The organism is Streptomyces vastus, from assembly GCF_039532825.1.
Taxonomy (GTDB): domain Bacteria; phylum Actinomycetota; class Actinomycetes; order Streptomycetales; family Streptomycetaceae; genus Streptomyces; species Streptomyces vastus.
The window spans coordinates 102045-120987 of record NZ_BAAASJ010000002.1 but is presented as its reverse complement, the minus strand read 5'-3'; the positions used below and the strand labels follow the sequence as shown (position 1 = coordinate 120987).

The 18943-nt window shown below is 71.2% G+C and carries 19 protein-coding genes and 2 pseudogenes; 10 read left to right on the top strand and 11 right to left on the bottom strand.

Features of this window, described 5'->3' with window-relative positions:
• Positions 1-363 precede the first annotated feature (363 nt).
• Positions 364-784 (bottom strand): annotated as a pseudogene (locus ABD357_RS01135) (carboxymuconolactone decarboxylase family protein); the annotation flags it as partial.
• A 165-nt stretch (positions 785-949) separates the two neighbouring features.
• On the opposite strand from ABD357_RS01135, the gene ABD357_RS01130 reads away from it, so the two are divergent.
• Together ABD357_RS01130 and ABD357_RS01125 are read left to right on the top strand one after the other, a co-directional pair.
• Entirely contained in the window at positions 950-1891 is a 942-nt protein-coding gene (locus tag ABD357_RS01130) for an NAD-dependent epimerase/dehydratase family protein (RefSeq protein ID WP_344386837.1), read from the top strand.
• Between the two features lie 109 nt (positions 1892-2000).
• Entirely contained in the window at positions 2001-2156 is a 156-nt protein-coding gene (locus ABD357_RS01125) for a hypothetical protein (protein ID WP_344386836.1), read from the top strand.
• Positions 2157-2299: 143 nt separating this feature from the next.
• On the opposite strand, the gene ABD357_RS01120 is transcribed toward ABD357_RS01125, so the two are convergent.
• Positions 2300-2602 carry a DUF427 domain-containing protein gene (locus ABD357_RS01120; RefSeq protein WP_344386834.1) on the bottom strand — a complete coding sequence of 101 codons (303 nt, stop codon included), beginning with the start codon at positions 2600-2602 and terminating at the stop codon, positions 2300-2302.
• Positions 2603-2673: 71 nt separating this feature from the next.
• A complete protein-coding gene (locus ABD357_RS01115; RefSeq protein WP_344386832.1) occupies positions 2674-3168 on the bottom strand; it encodes a MerR family DNA-binding protein in 495 nt (164 codons plus the stop codon).
• Here ABD357_RS01115 and ABD357_RS44485 point away from each other — a divergent pair.
• Positions 3049-3366: a CBS domain-containing protein gene (locus ABD357_RS44485; RefSeq protein WP_425584713.1), complete on the top strand. Its 318-nt coding sequence runs from the start codon at positions 3049-3051 to the stop codon at positions 3364-3366. The two genes, ABD357_RS01115 and ABD357_RS44485, sit on opposite strands and share 120 nt — an antisense overlap.
• On the opposite strand, the gene ABD357_RS01110 is transcribed toward ABD357_RS44485, so the two are convergent.
• On the bottom strand, positions 3287-3808 hold the full coding sequence (locus ABD357_RS01110; RefSeq protein ID WP_344386830.1) for an FAD-dependent monooxygenase: 522 nt from the start codon (positions 3806-3808) through the stop codon (positions 3287-3289). The genes ABD357_RS44485 and ABD357_RS01110 overlap by 80 nt on opposite strands.
• On the bottom strand, positions 3805-4461 hold the full coding sequence (locus ABD357_RS01105; protein WP_344386829.1) for an MFS transporter: 657 nt from the start codon (positions 4459-4461) through the stop codon (positions 3805-3807). Before ABD357_RS01105 ends, ABD357_RS01110 begins: the two co-directional genes overlap by 4 nt.
• Positions 4462-4612: 151 nt before the next feature.
• Between ABD357_RS01105 and ABD357_RS01100 the strand changes: the two genes are divergently transcribed.
• The 4 genes from ABD357_RS01100 (at position 4613) to ABD357_RS01085 (ending at position 8474) form a co-directional block, all read left to right on the top strand.
• Complete coding sequence (locus ABD357_RS01100; RefSeq protein ID WP_344386828.1) at positions 4613-5998, top strand: serine/threonine-protein kinase; 1386 nt, start codon at positions 4613-4615, stop codon at positions 5996-5998.
• Between the two features lie 780 nt (positions 5999-6778).
• Positions 6779-7267, top strand: coding sequence for a hypothetical protein (locus ABD357_RS01095; protein ID WP_344386827.1), 489 nt, complete (start codon positions 6779-6781; stop codon positions 7265-7267).
• Positions 7264-7800, top strand: coding sequence for a YceI family protein (locus ABD357_RS01090; protein ID WP_344386826.1), 537 nt, complete (start codon positions 7264-7266; stop codon positions 7798-7800). The genes ABD357_RS01095 and ABD357_RS01090 overlap by 4 nt, the downstream gene beginning before the upstream one ends.
• A gap of 215 nt (positions 7801-8015) precedes the next feature.
• A complete protein-coding gene (locus ABD357_RS01085) occupies positions 8016-8474 on the top strand; it encodes a GNAT family N-acetyltransferase (RefSeq protein ID WP_344386825.1) in 459 nt (152 codons plus the stop codon).
• A gap of 99 nt (positions 8475-8573) precedes the next feature.
• On the opposite strand, the gene ABD357_RS01080 is transcribed toward ABD357_RS01085, so the two are convergent.
• Together ABD357_RS01080 and ABD357_RS01075 are read right to left on the bottom strand one after the other, a co-directional pair.
• The gene (locus ABD357_RS01080; protein WP_344386824.1) at positions 8574-10112 is read right to left on the bottom strand and encodes a hypothetical protein; all 1539 of its coding nucleotides are present in this window, start codon (positions 10110-10112) and stop codon (positions 8574-8576) included.
• Positions 10112-11293 (bottom strand): FAD-dependent monooxygenase, encoded by a 1182-nt coding sequence (locus tag ABD357_RS01075; RefSeq protein ID WP_344386823.1) that lies wholly within the window; start codon positions 11291-11293, stop codon positions 10112-10114. The genes ABD357_RS01080 and ABD357_RS01075 overlap by 1 nt, the downstream gene beginning before the upstream one ends.
• Before the next feature lie 140 nt (positions 11294-11433).
• On the opposite strand from ABD357_RS01075, the pseudogene ABD357_RS01070 reads away from it, so the two are divergent.
• A pseudogene (locus ABD357_RS01070) lies at positions 11434-11565 on the top strand (thymidine kinase); the annotation flags it as partial.
• 49 nt (positions 11566-11614) lie between these two features.
• On the opposite strand, the gene ABD357_RS01065 reads toward ABD357_RS01070, so the two are convergent.
• The gene (locus tag ABD357_RS01065; protein ID WP_344386822.1) at positions 11615-12409 is read right to left on the bottom strand and encodes a VOC family protein; all 795 of its coding nucleotides are present in this window, start codon (positions 12407-12409) and stop codon (positions 11615-11617) included.
• A 267-nt stretch (positions 12410-12676) separates the two neighbouring features.
• On the opposite strand from ABD357_RS01065, the gene ABD357_RS01060 reads away from it, so the two are divergent.
• Positions 12677-13504, top strand: coding sequence for a sulfurtransferase (locus ABD357_RS01060; protein ID WP_344386821.1), 828 nt, complete (start codon positions 12677-12679; stop codon positions 13502-13504).
• Between the two features lie 88 nt (positions 13505-13592).
• Here the strand turns inward: ABD357_RS01060 and sepH are convergent, their stop codons facing one another.
• The 3 genes from sepH to ABD357_RS01045 form a co-directional block, all read right to left on the bottom strand.
• On the bottom strand, positions 13593-14657 hold the full coding sequence (gene sepH / locus ABD357_RS01055) for a septation protein SepH (protein WP_344386820.1): 1065 nt from the start codon (positions 14655-14657) through the stop codon (positions 13593-13595).
• A 486-nt stretch (positions 14658-15143) separates the two neighbouring features.
• Positions 15144-16463 (bottom strand): D-arabinono-1,4-lactone oxidase, encoded by a 1320-nt coding sequence (locus tag ABD357_RS01050; protein ID WP_344386819.1) that lies wholly within the window; start codon positions 16461-16463, stop codon positions 15144-15146.
• Entirely contained in the window at positions 16423-17661 is a 1239-nt protein-coding gene (locus tag ABD357_RS01045; RefSeq protein WP_344386818.1) for an MFS transporter, read from the bottom strand. The genes ABD357_RS01050 and ABD357_RS01045 overlap by 41 nt, the downstream gene beginning before the upstream one ends.
• 154 nt (positions 17662-17815) lie before the next feature.
• On the opposite strand from ABD357_RS01045, the gene ABD357_RS01040 reads away from it, so the two are divergent.
• On the top strand, positions 17816-18943 hold the full coding sequence (locus ABD357_RS01040; RefSeq protein WP_344386817.1) for a ferrochelatase: 1128 nt from the start codon (positions 17816-17818) through the stop codon (positions 18941-18943).

Below are 18943 nucleotides of genomic sequence, written 5' to 3'. Positions count from 1 at the left end.
GCTCGCTGGACCGGGTGGTCATGGACGTGTGGGCCGTGTGTCATTGGCACGCACAAGAAGGCCCTGAACCGCATTTCTGCAGTTCAGGGCCTTGAATCCGGACGCCCCGGCGTGGGACAGGGGACAAGGGAACCAGGGATGTCGCCGGTCAGCAGTGTTGAGCTGGTGATCGCGGACGCCCGCTCGCAGGAAGTGAAGCCGAGCCCGCCGGGGGCCGAGTACCGGCCCGGGTTGGTCGAGTCGCCCCGGCAGCCGCACCACCGCCAAGGAAGTCCCCGTCGGTGCCGTGGACCGGGGCCAGAGCGGCGGTCACCACCTCGCCGCCGTCGGTGATCAGGGCCATGTCCGGTGCCATGAACTCTGCCGGTCGAGGAGCCCCGCGTGCAGCTCGTCGGTGACGGTTGGCGGCGTGTTCGTCATGGCCTCGGCGTACTCCATGACGTCCCGCTCCAGCGGTGTGAACACCTCCGACTCCCGCCAGCGCGGCACCTGGCTCGCCTTGGCCAGGTCCAGGTTCTGGTTCTGGTTCTGCGCCTGGAAGTAGCCGACGTCGAGGCATCAGATGCAGCCGACCTGTGCGGCGACGGCCATGTGCGCGATCGACTTCAGGCTCACGTTGGCCGCATCCCAGGCGCCCACCTTGCCGCCGTACTCCAGGCTGTTCCTGGGCGACCGCGGGACTGTGTCACAGCACCTCGATGTTCTCGGCTACGGCGCCGAACTGCTTGATCAGGTTCTCCCTGAGCTCGACGGGGAGCTCGGCCTTCGGGACGCGGAGCGTCATGATGTCCTCCCTGGACGCTTGACTCGGTTGACTCGGTCGGCATTGAAGACACCGCCCGGCCGTGGATGTGACAACAGCCAGCGGGCCGTGTCACAGACAGAGGGTGCTGTCTCGTCCGAGGTATCGGAGACGGAGTACGGAGTTGAGATCAGGAAGGTGACGGTCATGCGCGTGTTCGTGGCAGGCGGGAGCGGGGCCCTGGGGCGGCGGCTGGTGCCGCAGCTGGTGGCCCGGGGACACCAGGTGACGGCGACGACGACGAGTGCGGCCAAGCTGCGCTTGCTGGGGGAGCTGGGTGCTCAGGGTGTCGTGATGGACGGGCTGGACGCGGTGTCGGTCGGTGAGGCGGTGGCCCAGGCCCGGCCGGACGCGATCGTGCACCAGATGACCGGACTCAGCGGCAAGCCCGACATGCGGCACCCCGACCGGTCCTTCGCCCCGACCAACCGGCTGCGCATCGAGGGTACGGACCACCTGCTGGCCGCCGCCGAGGCGACCGGCGTACCCCATGTCGTCGTACAGAGCTTCGCACAGAGCTACGGGCCCGGAGCGGGGCTGCTGACCGAGGAGGACCCGATCGACCCGGGTACGGCGCCGGTGGCGCGCAGGCTCTCGGCGGGTGTCCTGCACATCCAGGACGTGGTGCCCAAGGCCGGCGGCACGGTCCTGCGGTACGGCGGGTTCTACGGGCCGGGCGCCAGCGACGACGTGGTCAGGATGGTGCGCAAGCGGATGTTCCCGCTCGTCGGGGAGGGCACCGGCTGGGCCTCGTGGGTGCACCTCGACGACGCGGCGAGTGCCACCGTCCTGGTAGTGGAACAGCAGGCGAGGGGCGTGTTCAACATCGTCGACGACGAGCCCGCCCAGGTCCGCGACTGGCTGCCGTATCTCGCCGCGTGCGCGGGGGCGAAGCGGCCGATGCGGATTCCCAAGTGGCTGGCCAAGCTGCTGGCCGGGGAGTTCCCGGTGACCATGATGACCGAGGGGCACGGCTTCTCCAACGCCAGGGCGAAGCGGGAGCTGGGCTGGCAACTGCGCTACCCCTCGTGGCGGGACGGCTTCAAGGAAGAGCTGGGCGTGAGCCGGAAGACCGGAACGCCGGCATGACCAGGGCCGAGGCGTTCGAGGAACTGCGGCTGCTGCTGGTCCTGGCCGACGCGGTGCTCGACGAGCACGGGCATGACCATGGGCACGGCCGAGGCGCCGTCAGGCCGGGATGCGCGGCCGGAAGCGCGAACAACCGCTCGGCAACGTCGGCGACGCCGTGTCGCAGCGGATCGCCGCGGCCGACTTCACCGTGGAGCCAACCCGCACCATGGCACTGCGGATCGGCGGAAGAGTCGGCATCGAACTGGCCCACCCGAGCGGGTAAGCCCAGAAATAGCCCTGGGCCAGATGGCCTGGTGCCGAGCATGGCCAACACCCGGCAGCCTCGCCCGCCGACGCACGGCTACCGGACCACCCCAGCCGCACGGTGACCGATTCCGGCCGCTGCCCGGGCCGGGCGACGGCCGTTCACGGCGTGCCCTCCGGCTCGTCCTCGACCGTCACGCCCTGCCAGAACGCGACGTGGTTCTTGATCCGGCGGGCGAGCGGGCTCGGGTGGGGGTGGTACCAGGCCGCGTTCCGGTTGGTCCGGCGGTCGACCGTGACGGTGTGGTAGCGGGCGAGCCCCTTCCAGAGGCACAGCGACCTGCTGCGGGTCTCGGTGAAGTACTCGCGGTGCAGCGTTTCGGGCGGGAAGTAGTGGTTGCCCTCGACGGTCACGGTGCGCGGGGCTTCCGCGATCACGGTGCCGTTCCATACTGCGCGCAGCATTGCTGGGCTCCTCGTCATGCGCGGGGTGGGTTCCTCATCTCCGGAACCCTAGGCGGGAGCGAGGGTGCGGCTCAGTAAGGGCGCTCACTGTTCGTCCCGGCCAGGATGCGGCAGATGTCGGTGTCCGTACACTCCGCCGGGTCGGTCGCGGCCGCCCGCTCGGCGAGTGCGCGCAACGCGGTGCGGGTCTGGCGCAGTTCGGCCAGGTGCCGCTCGATGTCGGCGAGGTGCCGCTCGATGAGTGCCGCGACTTGTGCGCAGGGGGAGGCCCCGGCATCGCGCAGCGCCATGGTCGCTGTGCCGGCCTGCTGGACAGGGCCGACGTGGCGGTCGCCCGCGCGGCACCCGCCGCTTCGCTGTCCGGCCTGCGCGTGGACGAACTCCTGCCGGGCCACAGACCGGCGCGCGTCCACGCGGAGCAGACCGTGCGTCACGCAGCCGACCACATGACAAACACCGAAACTGACGCCCTCCCGGTGCTGGACGAAGAAGGACGTGTGGCCGGGGTGCTCACCGCAGTCGACATCGTCGCGGCCCTCGCTGACCATCCGGCGCAGAAGCAACATGCTGGCACGAGGCCGCAGGCCCCGCCCACCGTGCTGCCCGGGCCCCCGCCCCGCCGGGATTACCGCGGCACGGCAGTGCCTCGACCGCCCACCACTCACGCGCTCACCGAGGTGACACTCACGTCCGGACCACACTGCGGGCACCGTCACAGCCGGCCACGTAGTCCGCTTCGAAGGTGCGGGTCCCGTCGCCGGTGAGGGCGGTGACCCGTCCCGACCGCTCGGACGACCGCACTTCGCAGACCGTGTGGTCCCGCAGGACGACGGCACCGGCCTCCTGGGCCCGTGCTGCGAAAGTCTCCTCCAGTGCCGACTGGGGGACGCCGAGGACGGGCGGGCCCTCGACCGTGGGTGCAGGGATACGCAGCAGGGGCATGCCGGCGAAGTGGAAGCCGGTGGAGCGCCGTGCGCGCGGGTCCCCGGGGTCCGTGGCGTCCGGCACGCTGAGGTAGCCGCGGCGCAGCAGAGTCTGCACGGTGCGGGCGTGCAGCGTGCCGGCCCGCGGCGCGTCCCGCGGTTTGGTCTCGGCCTCCAGCACCACGGTGTGGACGCCGCGTTCGGCCAGTTCCGCGGCGAGCAGCATGCCGACGGGGCCTCCGCCCACGACGAGCACCTGTGCCCTTTCTGCCGACGGCTTCATCGTGTGCTCCTCACCGGGAGGACCGCTCGGCGGTGGTGGTGGCGGCCGGCCGGAGTTCGTCGGCGATCCCGGCCTCTGCCTCCGTCACGGGTGCCTCGCGGGCGGGTCCGGTCGGCCACCGGCGAGCGGCGGCGCTCGCCGGCGTCGACGGCGCTGCCCGCCAGGGCTGTGATCAGTGCGCAACCGGCGAAGGCCATTGCGACCCAGCTCGGCGAGAGGTAACCGTGGCCGGCGCTGATGGCCAGTCCGGCGGCCCACGGCCCGACCGCGTTGCCGATGTTGAACGCCGAGATGTTGCCGGCGCTGGCCAGGGTCGCCGCGCCCTTGGCCTCGTTCAGGACCCGGGTCTGCAGGCCCGGGTTGATGAGGAAACCGGCCACACCGAACACGATCAGCGTGGCGGTCATCAGGACCTTGTTGTGCGCGGTGACGGAGAACGCCGCGAGGGACACACCGAGGACGACCATGCCAACCCACAGGGTGCGCATCAGGTTCATGTCGGCGAACCGACCGCCGAGCACGCTGCCGCAGAGGGTGCCCACACCGAACAGGACGAGGAGGATGGGTCCGCCCGATGCGATCTTCGCACCGGCCAGGCTGGCACCGGAGCCATCTCCGTTGCTCTGTTTGTCTCCGCACTCGCCATCACGCACGCATCCGATTGACCTGTTCTCAGCCCCGGCCCGATTGTTCTCGCAGCTCTGCCCGGCACGCTGAGGTGGCCTGGCTGGCCTAAAGTGTGCGCTTTGACGGACCACGTGGGGGTGGGATGTGCAAGGCGAGATGCTTGCGGACCGGTACAGCTTGATCGAGCCGCTCGGCAGCGGCGGCATGGGCCAGGTCTGGCGTGCCTGGGACAGCGCGCTGGGCCGGGAGGTCGCGGTCAAACTCCTCGCCGCCTCCGCAGGCGATGAGGGCGCGGCCGAGCGCTTCCGGCACGAGGCGCACACCGCCGCCCGGCTCACCCATGCCAACATCGCCGCGGTCTACGACTTCGGGCACGCCGCCGGCGGCCGCCCGTTCCTGGTCATGGAACTCGTCCGCGGCCACAGTCTGGCCGAGCTACTCGACGCCCGGGGGTGGCTGGAATGGGAGCAAGCCGCCGATCTTGGCGCGCAGGCGGCGCGTGCCCTGGCCGCCGCGCATGCCGCGGGGGTGGTGCACCGCGACGTCAAGCCCGCCAACCTGCTGCTCAGTGACGACGGCGTGCTCAAGGTTGTCGACTTCGGTATCGCGCAGTTGACCGAACATGCCGTCGCTGACGGCTCTCCCGCGGTGGGCACCGCCGCCTACACCGCCCCCGAGCAGGCGCTGCGGCATCCGGTGGGCCCGGCCGCCGACCTGTATGCGCTCGGCTGCGTGCTGTACGAACTGCTGGCCGGGCAGCCGCCCTTCCCCGGCCAGGACATCGCTGGGGTGCTCTACCGCCACGTCCACGAGCATCCCGCCCCGCTGGAGGGGATACGCACCGACGCCCCGCCGCACCTGGTGCGCACGGTCCACGCCCTGCTGGCCAAGAACCCTGCCGACCGGCCCGGTGACGCGGTCGACACCGCCCGGCACCTGGCGGCCGTCGCCGCCGAAGCTCCCGCCCAGGCCACCCAGATGCTGCCGCCCGTCGGCGATGCCACCGCTTCCCTTCCCGCCATCAGCGTCCCCGCAGACGGATCGCCGCCGTCACGGCGCCGCCCCCGGCAGGGGGCCCGCCCGCCCCTGCCACTTGTCCTTGGCGGCCTAGTCGCCGTCGGCGGCGGTCTTCTGGCCGTGCTCTTCCTCCTTGTCGGCGGCGACCGCAGCGAGGACACCGACTCATCCCCGCCAGCTTCCTCCGCTTCCCCAGCCACCAGTGAGCCGGCCGCCTCCAGCCTGTCGCCGGTCCCCACCCGCAGCCCGAGCCCCACGCCCGCCCCGAGCGTGAAGCGGGCGGCCACGCAGGATCCGGCGGCGCTCGCCCGCCAGCTCTCCGCCGCGCTCGCCGCCCAGTCCGGCTCCATGAAGCCGGACCTGTACCGCGACGCCCAGAAGAAAGCAGCCGAGATCAACAAGAAGGTCCAGGAGGGCGAGACCGGCAAGGCCGCTGACAAAGCCCGCGACCTCCGCCAGCGTCTTGCCGACGCCCAGCAGAAGGGCCGATGGAGCGGCGATTCCCAGGTCATGCAGCTGCTGAACCAGCTCGCCGCATCCGGCTGACAGACCAGCAGCACCGCGTGCTGCGACCAGGCCGGTCGGCGGCGTCCTCGCGGGTGCCCTATACGTTCGCTCCATCGCTGCGCTGATCATCGTCATCCCGGCGATTCAGCGCTGGCCGTCGCCCTTCTCTCCGCCACCCGTCTCGGACGCCCGTCCTGACCTCGGCGGCATCCGCCTGTTTGTGCGGGGGACTACGACCGGCACCCATCACAACCAGCACAGAACATCTGCTGCCCGCCTGTTGACCAGACGTCAGAGTCGGATCATCAGCTCTTGGGCCGAAACAGTGACGACCCACCAGGTCTGGGTGAGGGTCCATTGGCATGTCACACTTCCCGCCCCGGTTCCCCCGTCCAGGTACGCAGAGTGCACGTTGCCTGCCAGGCGGAGCAGGCCGCGGTTGGCGAACTCCCGCAGCACGCTGGTGGTGGAAGTCTCACGGGAGGGGCCGTCGCCGCGAGCGTGGCGAGCCGTGAGCGCATGCGGTTGTACAGGGCTTCGACGCCTTGGGCGTCCGGCGATCCGTGAGCGTCCGGCCGAGGTGTCCACAGCCGTGCCGTGTCGTCAGCGCCGCGGTGGCCAGGGGGTGCCCGTCGCCCTTGGGCGGGTTCTGTTCTATCGCCGCCATCGTCCCAGGTAGACCTCCACTGGAATTGTCGGCCCCCTGCGGCATACGCGGATCAGGGCTTGATTCAGGTGCCGCGGGGCGGTGTTGCTCGCCAGAGTGGCGGCGGACAATACGTGGTACGCCGGTTCGCCTGGTAGGCCGCGGGACGCAGCTTGCGACGCTGGACACGCTGCGCGCCGGGGCGCTCGCGGGCGAGGGCGCCGTTGCGCTGGTCGTCGGCCCGCGCGGCCGCGGCCGCAGGGGCACCCGGCGGCACCGTCGTCCGCGACGAGATCTACCAGGTCGAAGAGGACATACCCGGGCCTGCCGCGTCGGACGTGCCCCGGGGCGCCGCGCTCCTCGACTTCGACGGACCGCAGGGCCCGGCGCGGATCGCCGCCGCCCGGCGGGCCTTCCACGATCGGATCGGCCCGGCCCTTGGCCAGACGCCCGGCCTTGTGCGAGTGCTCGTGCTCTGGCAGCCCGAAACCTGCGCCCACGTGGTCCTCAACATCGCCGTATCGCTTCCGGCGCTGGCCGCCCTCGGGAAAGCGGTCAACGCCACCCAGTTGCTGCCGGGCGAAGACCCGGCATTGCTGCCCGGACCCGACCGGGTGGCCATCAACCAGATCACCGCACATCGCCAAGGAGTCCTGAGATGAGCATCGACAGCAGCGCCACGCGACCGACGATCCCCGCCGGGACGTACATGGTCGACGCGTCCCGCACAACTGTCCGCTTTGCCGTGAAGAAGCTGTGGGGCCTAGTGGCGGTCCGCGGCACGCTCGACGTCCGCGACGGCACCATCGTCCTCGCCGACGACGCGGTCGGCTCGTCGGTCCGCGTGACTATGGACCCGGCCAGCTTCGCCAGCGGCAACAAGCGCCGCGACCGGGACGTCACGGGGAAGAATTTCCTCGACGTCGCGGCGCACCCGGCCATGGCCTTCGCCAGCACCGGCGTGGGATCCGACGGCAGTGGCTGGACGATGCGCGGCCTGCTTACCGCGCACGGTGTGACTGCGCCGGTGACGCTACGGGTGGTCGATGGCCGCACGACGGCGGACGGCTGCGCCTTCACCGCAACCGCGGTGGTCGACCGGACCGCCTTCGGCGTGAGCCGGGCGGTCGGCTTCATCGGGCGCGAGCTCGCCGCGACGATCGAGATAGGTGCGAAACGCACCGGTGGTCGATGAGAAACCACCGAGAGGCCGGAGTGGCGGCGTCGGGTGCACCGGCACGTTCCACCAGCGCTGGGCCTACGATCCCTTCGGCAACCGGGCCCTGAACACGGTCACCGGCGGCGCTCCGGCGTCCACGCCCGTGGGCGGCGCACGGCTATGAGACCGATCCGGCCTCGCTCGGCGACACCGGCTCCTGGACCCAACTCAATGAGCGGGACCTCGATGACGTGGAACAGCCGGTGCTGCCGGACGGTTTCCGATTCCGCACCGCCGTCGAGGCCGGGCCGCAGGCCGCGGTCCAGGCCCATGTGGACGCCTGGGCTCCGTCATCATTCACAGCCCAGGGCTACGAGGGTGTCCGGCGGACACCGCCGTATCGCGGTGACCTGCACGTCCTGGTGGAGGCGCCGGACGGAACGATGGCATCTTCGACGATCATGTGGCTCGACGAGGCGAACAAGACCGCCCAGTTCGAGCCCGTCGGAACGCATCCGGTCTACCGGCGGCTCGGGCTGGCCAGGGCGATGCTGCTCCACGGGATGCATCTGGTGCGGGAGGCCGGGGCCGATCACATGACGGTCGTCTGTCTGGGCGCGCCCGGGCATCCCAAGGCGCGCGGGCTGTACTACAGCGTCGGGTTCCGGAGGTTCACGCAAGACGTGCCGCTCATCAAGACCGGGGGCTAGGCAGGGCTTGGTCAGGTCGTACAGCTGCCAGTCCGGTGGATCGAGGAGTCGTCCGAGTCCTCCATGCACTCATGGAGGAGCGCTCGCCGAGACGGACCGTCAGTCCTTCGGCCCCACCGGCGCCTTGGCGCACAGGTATGGGCGCGCGAGCAGCAGGCCGGTGCCGGTGATGGCGATGCCGAAGTAGACCGGCGCGAGGTGGATGAAGTCGGTGTAGTGGATCGCGCCGTGCACCACGACAGCCGGCAGGAAGCCGGCGGCCGCCGCCGCGGCCAGGGTCCAGAACACCCAGGCCTCTCCCCGCCGCCAGCCCCATGCGCTGAGCAGAATGATCGCCACCGCTGCGGCCATCAGGGCGCCGCCGAGCCCCGCCCGGTCGTGGGCGACGAACGGCACAAGCCGGGGATTCAGGGTTTCCAGCGTCTGCGTGCTGGTGCCCAGGAAGGTCAGGTCGGTCGGCACGAAGACACCGGTCAGACCGACCACCGAGATCACCGCTCCGCCGGCGAACAGCCCTGCTCCCGTGAGAATCAGCAGCAGCTGGCCGGCCAGCGCCCGTCGGCGCTCCGGCTCCGGCCCCTCGGGCGCCAGGCGCCACCGTGGTGTGTGCGGGATCCGGCGGACCGCGGCCACGAACATCGGGAACAGCGCGATGGCGGTGGCCGTGTGCAGGGGTTCCACGAAGCCGGTGGCCAGGAAGTAGAACAAGGTGGGGAAGCCGATCGCTCCCGAGAGCAGATACACCTCGCGGGCCCACGGCCAGCCGCGTCGGATCCCGCCCACCGCGAGGCCGGTGTAGAGGGCGCCGATCGCCACCATCGTGCCGGCCATGGTGATCCGGTCGTGCTGGAGGAAGTGCACGAGGTGGTGGTTGGCGGCATGCAGTTCGTGCAGCGTCATGCCGAGGTAGTCGCGGTCGTACCAGAGCAGCACCGGCCCGAGTGTGATCACTGCGGCGCCGAGTCCGGCGCCCGTCATTCCGAGCCCGACGAGCAGCGCCCACCACCAGGAGGGCCAGCGGCGGGGATCGCGGCCGACGTCCCGCAGCCGCGGAGCGGGCGCGGTGGGCGTGGCTGCCTCCGTGACCCGTGCGAACCAGCCGGGTCCGGCCTCGACGAGCACCCCGGGCCGGGCGAGCACGACGGTGCCCGGTTCCTCGAGCGCGGCGGCCGCGGCGGTGACGGACGGGTCGGACACTTCGACCACGTGCGGGTCGTCGCCGCTGGTGAACCCGTCGACATGGGGCCTGAGGGCGGCCTCGGCCTCCGGGTCGCCGGCGCGGACGACCAGCGGGATCGAGCGGCCGGCAGCGGCCTCGCGTACGGTCGCCACGTCGGCCGCCGAGACGGGCGCCACCTCGACGACACCGGCCCCGAGCGGGGGCATGGCGCGTACCGCTTCACGGGCGAGCGAGGGCCGGACGGATATGCCGAGGCGGACGGTCACGGGCACGTCGGCGAGCTCGCCGGCGAGGCGCTCGGGCGGATGGCGGTGGCCGAATCCCCGGGCGATCAGCCGCGCGCCGGCGGGACGGGAGCCGATCGAGGCCAGCAGCCGCAGCGCGGTTCGCTGCGAACGGCGCCGGCCGAGGACGGCGGCGGCAGCGCCGCGCAGCGGGTGATACGTCCAGTCCGGCATCAGTGGCTCTCACTCTCCGCCGCGGTCGCCCGGTTTCCGGGCGCGGTCCAGCCGAGCACCGGCGCCATGGAACGCAGCGTCGCCCGCGTCGGCGTCAGCCGGGCGGCCGTGTCGCGCAGCAGCACCGCGGGCGGCCACGACAGCTGGCCGACCGCGCCGAGCCGGGCGGAGCGGCGCGAGATGGCCTGGGTCCTCGCGCGGCGCAGCAGGTCGTATGAGCGGAGCGCGGCCGCCACGTCCGGGGTGCCGTCGAGGCAGTGGGCGAGGGTGATCGCGTCCTCCAGCGCCTGGCACGCGCCCTGGCCCAGATTGGGGGTCATGGCATGAGCCGCGTCGCCCAGCAGCGCGACCCGGCCGCGGACGAAGGAGGGCAGCGGCGGAAGGTCGTACAGGTCGTGGCGGAGCACCGCGTCCGCGGGGACGGCGGCCAGCAGGGCGGGAATGGGATCCGGCCAGGACCCGAACCGGCGCAGCAGTTCGGCGTACTCGGACGAGCCGGAGGCCGCGCCCGCCGGCAGCGACGCGGTCGCGAAGCAGTACATCCGCCCGCCCGGCAGCGCCGTGTAGCCGAATCTCTCCCCGCGGCCCCAGGTCGCCGCGCCCTCGGAGGGCGGCTCGGCGAGGGGCTCGGTGACCATGCGCCAGGCGGGGTAGCCGGCGTACCGGGGGCCGGCCGCGTCGGGCCACAGGGCGTGGCGTACCGCACTGCGCAGCCCGTCGGCGCCGACCACGAGGTCGGGCCGGGACTCGCCCCCACGATGATCGACGACCAGGCGGTCGCCGTCGTCGCGGACCGCGGACACCTCGCTGTCCGGCCGCAGGCTGTCGGCGGGCAGCGCCTCGGTGAGCGCCCTAAGCATATCCGCGCGATGCAGGACCACCAGGGGATGGCCGAATCGGCGCGCCAGCTCCGCGTTGTCCGTACGGGACAGCCAGCGGCCCCGGCGGTCGCGTACGCCGCCTGTGGCCTCGACGGCGCCCAGAGCCCGGATGGCGTCGGCCAGGCCGATCACCTCGAGCGCGTGCAGCGCGTTCGGCCACAGGGAGATGCCGGCGCCGATCTCATTGAACTCCGGGGCCCGTTCCAGCACTTCGACGCGCCAGCCCCGGCGATGCAGGGCGATGGCCGCCGCGAGCCCTCCGATTCCGCCGCCGACGATGGTCGCGGCGCGCTGCGGCATGGGTCCTCGCTCTGGGTTCGGGGCGCGCCGCCCCCGGTCAAGCGGCCGTCGATCCGCTGCCCGAACGGCATACGACGCGACGCAGGTCCGCCCGAGCAGCGCCTCATGGCAACATGTCGACAGGCGCCTGTCAACGTACCCAGGACGTGTATGCGTACCTCGTGGAACATCTCTCCCAAGGGGAACGCGCGGACTATGTGATCGCGGACGAGGCGCAGTTCCCCGGCCCGGAGCAGGCCGACCAAGTCGCCCGAGTCGTCGATCACTTGGGGAGAGCTCGATTTCGCCGCCCAGAACGCCGCACAGCAAACGCAGTCGTTGTCAGTGGCTCGTGCGTACGAGGGAGAACGCCGCCCCCTCCGGGTCCGTGACCGTGGCGATGCGGCCGTGCGGGGTGTCGCGTGGCGTTTTCAGGACGTGGCCGCCCAGGTCGATGACACCGGTCAGGGAAGCATCCACGTCGGCGACTTCGAAGTACGTCATCCAGTGCGGGCCCCGGTCGCGGGGAAGGGCGTGGCCCACGCCGCGGATGCCGGCCACCGGGCGGCCCTTGATGTGCAGCGTGATGTAGTCGACGTCCGCGGAGGCGACCGGCTCTTCCCCGTAGCCGAAGACCGTGTCGTAGAACTTGGCGACGCTCGCGGAGTCGCGCGTGAACAGCTCGTTCCAGGTGGGCGTGCCGGGCACATCCGTGATGCCCGTGCCGAGGTGGGCCGCGGTCTGCCAGATGCCGAAGACGGCGCCCGAGGGATCGGAGGCGATGGCCATACGGCCGGCATCCCCGGCGTCCAGGGGGCCGACGCCGACCGTGCCGCCGCAAGCCCGCACCGTTTCCGCCGTCAGATCCACGTCGTCCGAGGCGAAGTAGGGCGTCCAGGCGATGGGCAGATGACGGTCGGGCGGCAACTGCCCGATCCCGGCCACCTCATGGCCGTCGAGCACGGCACGTACGTACGGGCCGAGCTGTTGGGGGCCGGGCTGGAACTTCCAGCCGAACAGCGCTCCGTAGAACTCCTGGGTCGCGGCCATCCCGTGCACCATCAGGCTCACCCAGCAGGGTGTGCCGGGCGTGTGTGCGGTGCCGTTCAGGCCGGCCGGTCCCCGTGCCTCGGTCATCGTCACTCTTTCCTCGGCGCCTAAGAGCGCCGGCAGCTTCATTTCCGCTTCCGAACGCGCCCACAGCCGCCGCGCGCCGAGTCGGCGGCGCATGGCTGGAGGATGCCCGATTTGCTGTGTCCCATCCGTATCCCCGAGGTTGCCTGGTGGTGTCCATCGGCTGTACAGCCTGTGTCCAGGCCTGTACGCCGTGTGCTCGGGCCGGTCCGGCGGGCAGAGTAGCCGGACCTGGACGATGCGGCCACCCCGTGCGCAAGGATGGTGGCCATGAACGCCATCATCTCCGCAGCCGAACTCGCGAACGCCCTCGCCGGACCCAAGCCGCCGGTGGTGCTCGACATCCGCTATCAACTGGGCGGCCCGAACCTGCGTCCCGCATACGAAGAGGGGCACATTCCGGGTGCCGCCTTCGTGGACCTGGACTCCGAACTCGCAGCTCCGGCCGGGGCGGGCGGCCGGCATCCGCTGCCGGACATGGAGGTCTTCGGGACGGCGATGCGAGCGGCCGGGGTCAGCGCGGACCGGGACGTCATCACATACGACGGCGGGCTCGGCTGGGCTGCCGCGCGCGCCTGGTGGCTGCTGCGCTGGACGGGTCACCCGTCGGTGCGTGTCCTTGACGGCGGACTCGCGGCCTGGGACGGCCCCCTCGAGGCCGGTGTCCCGTCTCCGGTCGCCGGTACGTTCCTGCCGTCGCCCGGCGCGCTGCCGCTGCTCGACGCGGACGGAGCCGCCGCCCTGGCCCGCACCGGCCTGCTCCTCGACGCGCGCGCCGCCGAGCGCTACCGGGGCGATGTCGAGCCGATCGACCGGATCGGCGGCCACATCCCCGGCGCCGTCTCGGCACCGACCACCGAGAACGTGACGGAATCCGGCCACTTCCGCCCGGCCGCCGAACTCGCCGAGCGCTTCAAGTCCCTGGGCGCGACCGGCACTTGTGAAGTCGGCGTCTACTGCGGCTCGGGAGTCTCCGCCGCCCACGAGATTCTCGCGCTGGAGCTCGCGGGCATTCCGGCCGCGCTGTACGCGGGCTCCTGGTCGCAGTGGTCGGAGGACGGGAGTCGCCCGGTCGCGACGGGTCCCGACCCGCAGTAGACCGGACCCGGCCCGCAAGAGGTGCACGACAGCGAAAAGGGCTCGCCCCGAAGTGGTGCGAGCCCCAGTCGCGTACATCTTCCGCTTCCTATTCCTGCTTCTTGCGACGCGTCCCGAAGACGATCTCGTCCCAGCTCGGCACCGCTGCTCTTCGGCCCGGGCGGACGCCGTCCGCCTCGGCCTGCCGGTCCGTCGAGCCGACGAGCCGCTCGCGGTGGCTGGCCACCGAGCGCGGCATGAGCACATCGGCGTACGCCGAACCGGCCGAGGCCGCGGGAGCCGGAGGCTCCTCCGCCTCGGGCTCCGGGGCGGGCTCCTCCTCCGCCGGCATATCCGTGGTCGGGGCGGGGCGCTCGGGCACCACCAAGTCGCCGCGGAAGCTGGGCACCGCCTCCAGGAGGCTGGTGAGCGAGTCCCGCTCACCGTTGATGCTCTCCTCCTCGGGCTCCGGAGACTGGGCCGGCAGGACGGGACGTTCCGTCTGGCGCTCCAGGGCGCGGTCCATCGGGCGCTCGCGGTCGCGCGGCAGCCGGGCGATCCGCGGCACGAACGGGAAGCTGGGCTCGGGAGAGGCGAGGTCGTCGTCGGACTCGCCGATCAGCGAGCGCGCCTCCTCGTCCACGGCCTGTACGAGCCGCCGTGGCGGGTCGTACGTCCAGCTCGCCGAGTGCGGCTCACCCGCGACCCGGTAGACCAGCAGTACCTCCCAGGTGCCGTCGTCACGGCGCCACGAGTCCCACTGCACGGTCTCCTTGTCGGCGCCGCGCAGCAGCAGCCGCTCCTGCACCGCCTCGCCGAGCTGGGGGCCGGTGGTCTCGCCGGGCCGGCGGACCGGGGTCTTGCGGGCCCGCTCCGCCATGAACGCGCGCTCCGCGAGTACGGGGCCCTCGAAGCGGCGTACGCGATCGACGGGGATGCCGGCGAGCTGGGCGACCTCTTCGGCGGAGGCGCCTGCGCGTATACGCGCCTGGATGTCTCGGGGGCGGAGATGGCTCTCCACCTCGATCTCGATCTGGCCGAGGCGGGGACGGTCGCCGCGTACGGCGGCGCGCAGACGCTCGTCAATCGGAAGCGTGTACTCCGTGCTGTCCGCAGCCTTCAGCACCAGCCGTGTGCCGTCGTTAGAGACGGCCACGACACGCAGTTCGGGCATGGGGACCTCCCGGGTGGTGCCTGCCGACGTCACGTGCGTCGCTGCTTCCGCTAGTCGAGTGTGGCCTGCCCGGGTGCAGCCTGCCACAACCTTGCCTGTTTGCCCGGCGTGTCGGGTGCTGGCCCTGGATCGCCGTTATGGCACGGTTACCTATTCGCAACGCTAAGTGACAAACTCCGTCACCCTGTGCAACGAGCCCCCTCACGGCGGTCCTGGAAGGCCCCGGACGCCCTGGCGGGTGTCCGGACCCAGGGCTCGCAACAGTACTCCATTCGAGCCACCTGCGTGGATCGGCACGCCGCCCAACTTCTCGCGGGGGTCGGGAGTTGGCCACCGGGACGCCGGTTCAGTGACCACGGTGCGTGGCGATCTTCACGCGATCGTCACGACTGAAGTTGATCGTTCCGGCTCTGAGTTCCTCTTGAGTCCCCTCCGAGGCCCTCTCGTTCTCGTGTAGTTGGGCGATGGCGCGACTCTGTGGCGCGACTACGTCCCCAACACCCGCCGCAAGTAGTCGTTTCCGAAGCGCCGGTCCGGGTCGAGCCGGTCCCTGAGGGCGGTGAACTCGCCGAAGCGCGGATAGATTTCGGCGAAGTGCTGCGCCTCGCGCGTGTGCAGCTTGCCCCAGTGAGGGCGTCCCTCGTGCGCGGTGAAGATCCGCTCCGCGGCCGTGAAGTACGGCCGGTGCGGGGTGCCTTTGTACATGTGGATCGCGATGTACGCGCTGTCCTGGCCGGATGCCGTGGAGAGCGTGATGTCGTCGGCGGGAGCGGTGCGCACCTCCACGGGGAAGCTGATCCGCAGGGGAGAGTGGTCGATCATGGCCTTGAGTTCACGCAGCGTCTCGACAAGGGCCGCGCGGGGGACGGCGTACTCCATCTCTGTGAAGCGCACCCGGCGCGGGGACGTGAAGACCTTGTAGGGAATGTCCGTGTACGTGCGGGCCGAAAGGGCCCGGCTGGAGATCTTCGCGATCGCCGGGATGGTCGCGGGCACGGCACGGCCCACCGAATTGGCCACCTGGAAGAGGCCGTTGGAAAGGAACTCGTCCTCGAAGAGGCCACTGATTCTGCCGACCGGCCTCTCCGGGCCCGCGCTTCGGTTGTTGCGCTTGGTGTTGCAGTTGCCGGTGTGCGGGAACCAGTAGAACTCGAAGTGCTCGTTCTCCGCGTGCAGTTCGTCGAAGGTGCTGGTGACCTCGTCGAAGGTCATCGGCTCCTCACGGGCCGTGAGCAGAAAAAGGGGCTCTACGGAGAAGGTGATCGCGGTGACGACACCCAGGGCACCGAGTCCGATGCGGGCGGCCGCGAAGGCATCCGGATTCTCCTTCTCGGAGCAGGTGAGCACCGAGCCGTCGGCGGTGACCAGCTCAAGTGCCGTGATCTGGGCGGCGATCGACGCGGAGTCACGGCCGGTGCCGTGAGTGCCGGTGCTGGTCGCGCCGGAAACCGTCTGTTCCATGATGTCGCCCATGTTCGTGAGCGAGAGTCCCTCGCGGGCCAGGGCCACGTTCAGCCGCTTCAGCGGGGTGCCCGCCTCCACGGTGACGGTGCCCGCCGCGCGGTCGATCTTGCGGATGCCGGTGAGCAGTTGGGGCCGTATCAGCACACCGTCGGTCGCGGCGACGGCCGTGAAGGAGTGCCCGCTTCCGACGGCCTTGACTCTCAGCCCGTCCTCGGCGGCCTGGCGGACGGCGGCGGCGAGCTCCTCGACGGAGGCGGGTGTGACGTCCCGTACGGGACGGGCCGAGACATTGCCCGCCCAGTTACGCCACGTGCCGCTCTTCCCGCTCGCTGTGCTGCTCATGGGTCCCTCCCCGCTGCGGAACCGGCCCGCTGAGCCGGCGATACCCCAGGAAACCGACCGCGACCGCGACGGCCCCGGCGACCGCCGGAACCCCGTACCCGGCCCGCGCCCCGGCGGCGTCGATCACCAAGCCGGACACGGAGGAGCCGAGCGCGACCCCGACCGCAAGACCGGTGCTGACCCAGGTCATGCCCTCGGTCAGTTTCGCGCGAGGCACGTGCCGCTCGACGAGGGCCATCGTCGTGATCATCGTCGGCGCGATGGACAGGCCCGCGACAAACAGCGCCACGGCCAGGAACGGCAAGTTTCCGACCAGTAGGAGGGGGATCATACTCACGGCCATCGTGCAGATGCCCAGCACCCACCTGCGGGCGGGCGCCCCCGTGAAACGCAGCAGTCCGAAGACGGCTCCCGCCACGCAGGAGCCCGCCGCGTACACGGCCAGTACGACGCTCGCGGCGGCCTTGTGGCCCTCCTCCTCGGCGAAGGCGACCGTGACCACGTCGACCGCGCCGAAGATCGCTCCCGTCGCCACGAAGGTGGCCACCAGGACCTGCAGCCCGGGAGCACGCAGGGCCGAGCCGCCGGTGTGGTGCTCGTGGGGATGCGGCGGGGGTTCGGTGGCGCTCTGGGCCGTCAGCCAGAAGACACCGGTCGCCAGGAAGCAGCCCGCCAGGAGCGGCCCGGCCTCCGGGAACCAGACCGTGGACAGACCGATGGAGATGATCGGCCCGAAGACGAAGCAGATCTCGTCGACGACGGACTCGAAGGCGTATGCGGTGTGCAGCTCGGGCTTGTCGCGGTAGAGGTACGCCCAGCGTGCCCTGGTCATCGCGCCGATGCTCGGTACACAGCCGATGCAGGCCGAGCACAGGAACAGCACCCAGTCCGGCCAGTCGAAGTGCGCGGCCAGCAGCAGCCCGGCCGCCGCGGCGAGCGCGACCAGTGTCGCGGGCCGCAGCACACGACGCTGCCCGTACTGGTCCACCAGGCGCGAGATCTGCGGGCCGATCACCGCCGCGGACAGCGCGATGGTCGCCGCGAGGGCGCCCGCGAGGCCGTACCGCCCGGTGAGCTGGGAGATCATCGTGACCACGCCGATGCCCATCATCGAAAGCGGCATCCGGCCGAGGAAACCGGCGACGGAGAAGCCCGTGGAGCCTGGGGCGGCGAACAGGGCGCGGTAGGGGCTGGGCACGGGGAGGGCTCCGGTGAGGATCCGGTAAGGCGTGAATGTGGCCGATACAGCTTACGGGTCCGAGGGCCCCTGTGTATGCCGGTGCCGGCCCGTCATACCGCCTCGTCATACCGCCGTTTCCCGACTGTCAGTGACGAGTGGCAGGATCAAAGACATGCCCGACGCGCTCGATGCTCATCCGTACGACGCCCTCCTCCTGCTCTCCTTCGGCGGTCCCGAAGGCCCCGACGACGTGGTCCCGTTCCTGGAGAACGTGACGCGGGGCCGCGGCATCCCCAAGGAACGCCTCAAGGAAGTGGGACAGCACTACTTCCTGTTCGGCGGGGTCAGCCCCATCAACGACCAGAACCGTGCCCTGCTGGATGCCCTCCGCAAGGACTTCGCGGACCACGGCCTGGACCTGCCGGTCTACTGGGGCAACCGCAACTGGGCGCCGTATCTGACGGACACGCTGCGCGAGATGGTCGCCGACGGCCGCCGGCGCATCCTGGTCCTCGCCACCAGCGCGTACGCCTCGTACTCGGGCTGCCGCCAGTACCGCGAGAATCTCGCCGAGTCGCTCGCGACCCTTCAGGCCGAGGGACTGGAGCTGCCGAGGGTGGACAAGCTGCGGCACTACTTCAACCACCCGGGCTTCCTCCAGCCCATGATCGACGGCGTCCTGAAGTCCCTCGCCGACCTCCCCGAGGACGTCCGCGCGGGCGCGCACCTGGCCTTCACGACCCACTCGATCCCGAACGCCTCCGCGGACACCTCCGGTCCCGTCGAGGACCACGGCGACGGCGGTGCGTACGTGAAGCAGCACCTGGACGCCGCACGGCTGATCGCCGACGCGGTGCGCGAGGAGACCGGGACCGACCACCCCTGGCAGCTCGTCTACCAGTCCCGCTCCGGTGCCCCGCACATCCCCTGGCTGGAGCCGGACATCTGCGATCACCTGGAGGAGTTGCACGGCGCCGGGGTGTCGGCCGTCGTCATGGCGCCCATCGGGTTCGTCTCGGACCACATGGAGGTCATGTACGACCTCGACACGGAAGCGAAGGCCAAGGCCGAGGAGCTGGGTCTGCCGGTGCGCCGCTCGGCCACCGTGGGCGCCGACCCGCGGTTCGCCGCCGCGATCCGTGAACTCGTCGTGGAGAGGGCCGCCACCGAGAGCGGGCGCGACGTGAAGCTCTGCGCCCTCGGCGATCTGGGGCCGAGCCATGATGTGTGCCCCGTGGGTTGCTGCCCCGCCCGCGCCCCGAAGCCCGCCGCCGCGGGCGCCGACAGCCCGTACGTCTGA

Bases quoted from the DNA above. Each gene is read 5' to 3' on its own strand.
- ABD357_RS01130 (WP_344386837.1), top strand. From the start codon at position 950: ATGCGCGTGTTCGTGGCAGGCGGGAGCGGGGCCCTGGGGCGGCGGCTG.
- ABD357_RS01125 (WP_344386836.1), top strand. From the start codon at position 2,001: ATGCGCGGCCGGAAGCGCGAACAACCGCTCGGCAACGTCGGCGACGCC.
- ABD357_RS01120 (WP_344386834.1), bottom strand. From the start codon at position 2,602: ATGCTGCGCGCAGTATGGAACGGCACCGTGATCGCGGAAGCCCCGCGC.
- ABD357_RS44485 (WP_425584713.1), top strand. From the start codon at position 3,049: ATGACAAACACCGAAACTGACGCCCTCCCGGTGCTGGACGAAGAAGGA.
- ABD357_RS01115 (WP_344386832.1), bottom strand. From the start codon at position 3,168: ATGTTGCTTCTGCGCCGGATGGTCAGCGAGGGCCGCGACGATGTCGAC.
- ABD357_RS01110 (WP_344386830.1), bottom strand. From the start codon at position 3,808: ATGAAGCCGTCGGCAGAAAGGGCACAGGTGCTCGTCGTGGGCGGAGGC.
- ABD357_RS01090 (WP_344386826.1), top strand. From the start codon at position 7,264: ATGAGCATCGACAGCAGCGCCACGCGACCGACGATCCCCGCCGGGACG.
- ABD357_RS01080 (WP_344386824.1), bottom strand. From the start codon at position 10,112: ATGCCGGACTGGACGTATCACCCGCTGCGCGGCGCTGCCGCCGCCGTC.
- ABD357_RS01075 (WP_344386823.1), bottom strand. From the start codon at position 11,293: ATGCCGCAGCGCGCCGCGACCATCGTCGGCGGCGGAATCGGAGGGCTC.
- ABD357_RS01065 (WP_344386822.1), bottom strand. From the start codon at position 12,409: ATGACCGAGGCACGGGGACCGGCCGGCCTGAACGGCACCGCACACACG.
- ABD357_RS01060 (WP_344386821.1), top strand. From the start codon at position 12,677: ATGAACGCCATCATCTCCGCAGCCGAACTCGCGAACGCCCTCGCCGGA.
- sepH (WP_344386820.1), bottom strand. From the start codon at position 14,657: ATGCCCGAACTGCGTGTCGTGGCCGTCTCTAACGACGGCACACGGCTG.
- ABD357_RS01050 (WP_344386819.1), bottom strand. From the start codon at position 16,463: ATGAGCAGCACAGCGAGCGGGAAGAGCGGCACGTGGCGTAACTGGGCG.
- ABD357_RS01040 (WP_344386817.1), top strand. From the start codon at position 17,816: ATGCCCGACGCGCTCGATGCTCATCCGTACGACGCCCTCCTCCTGCTC.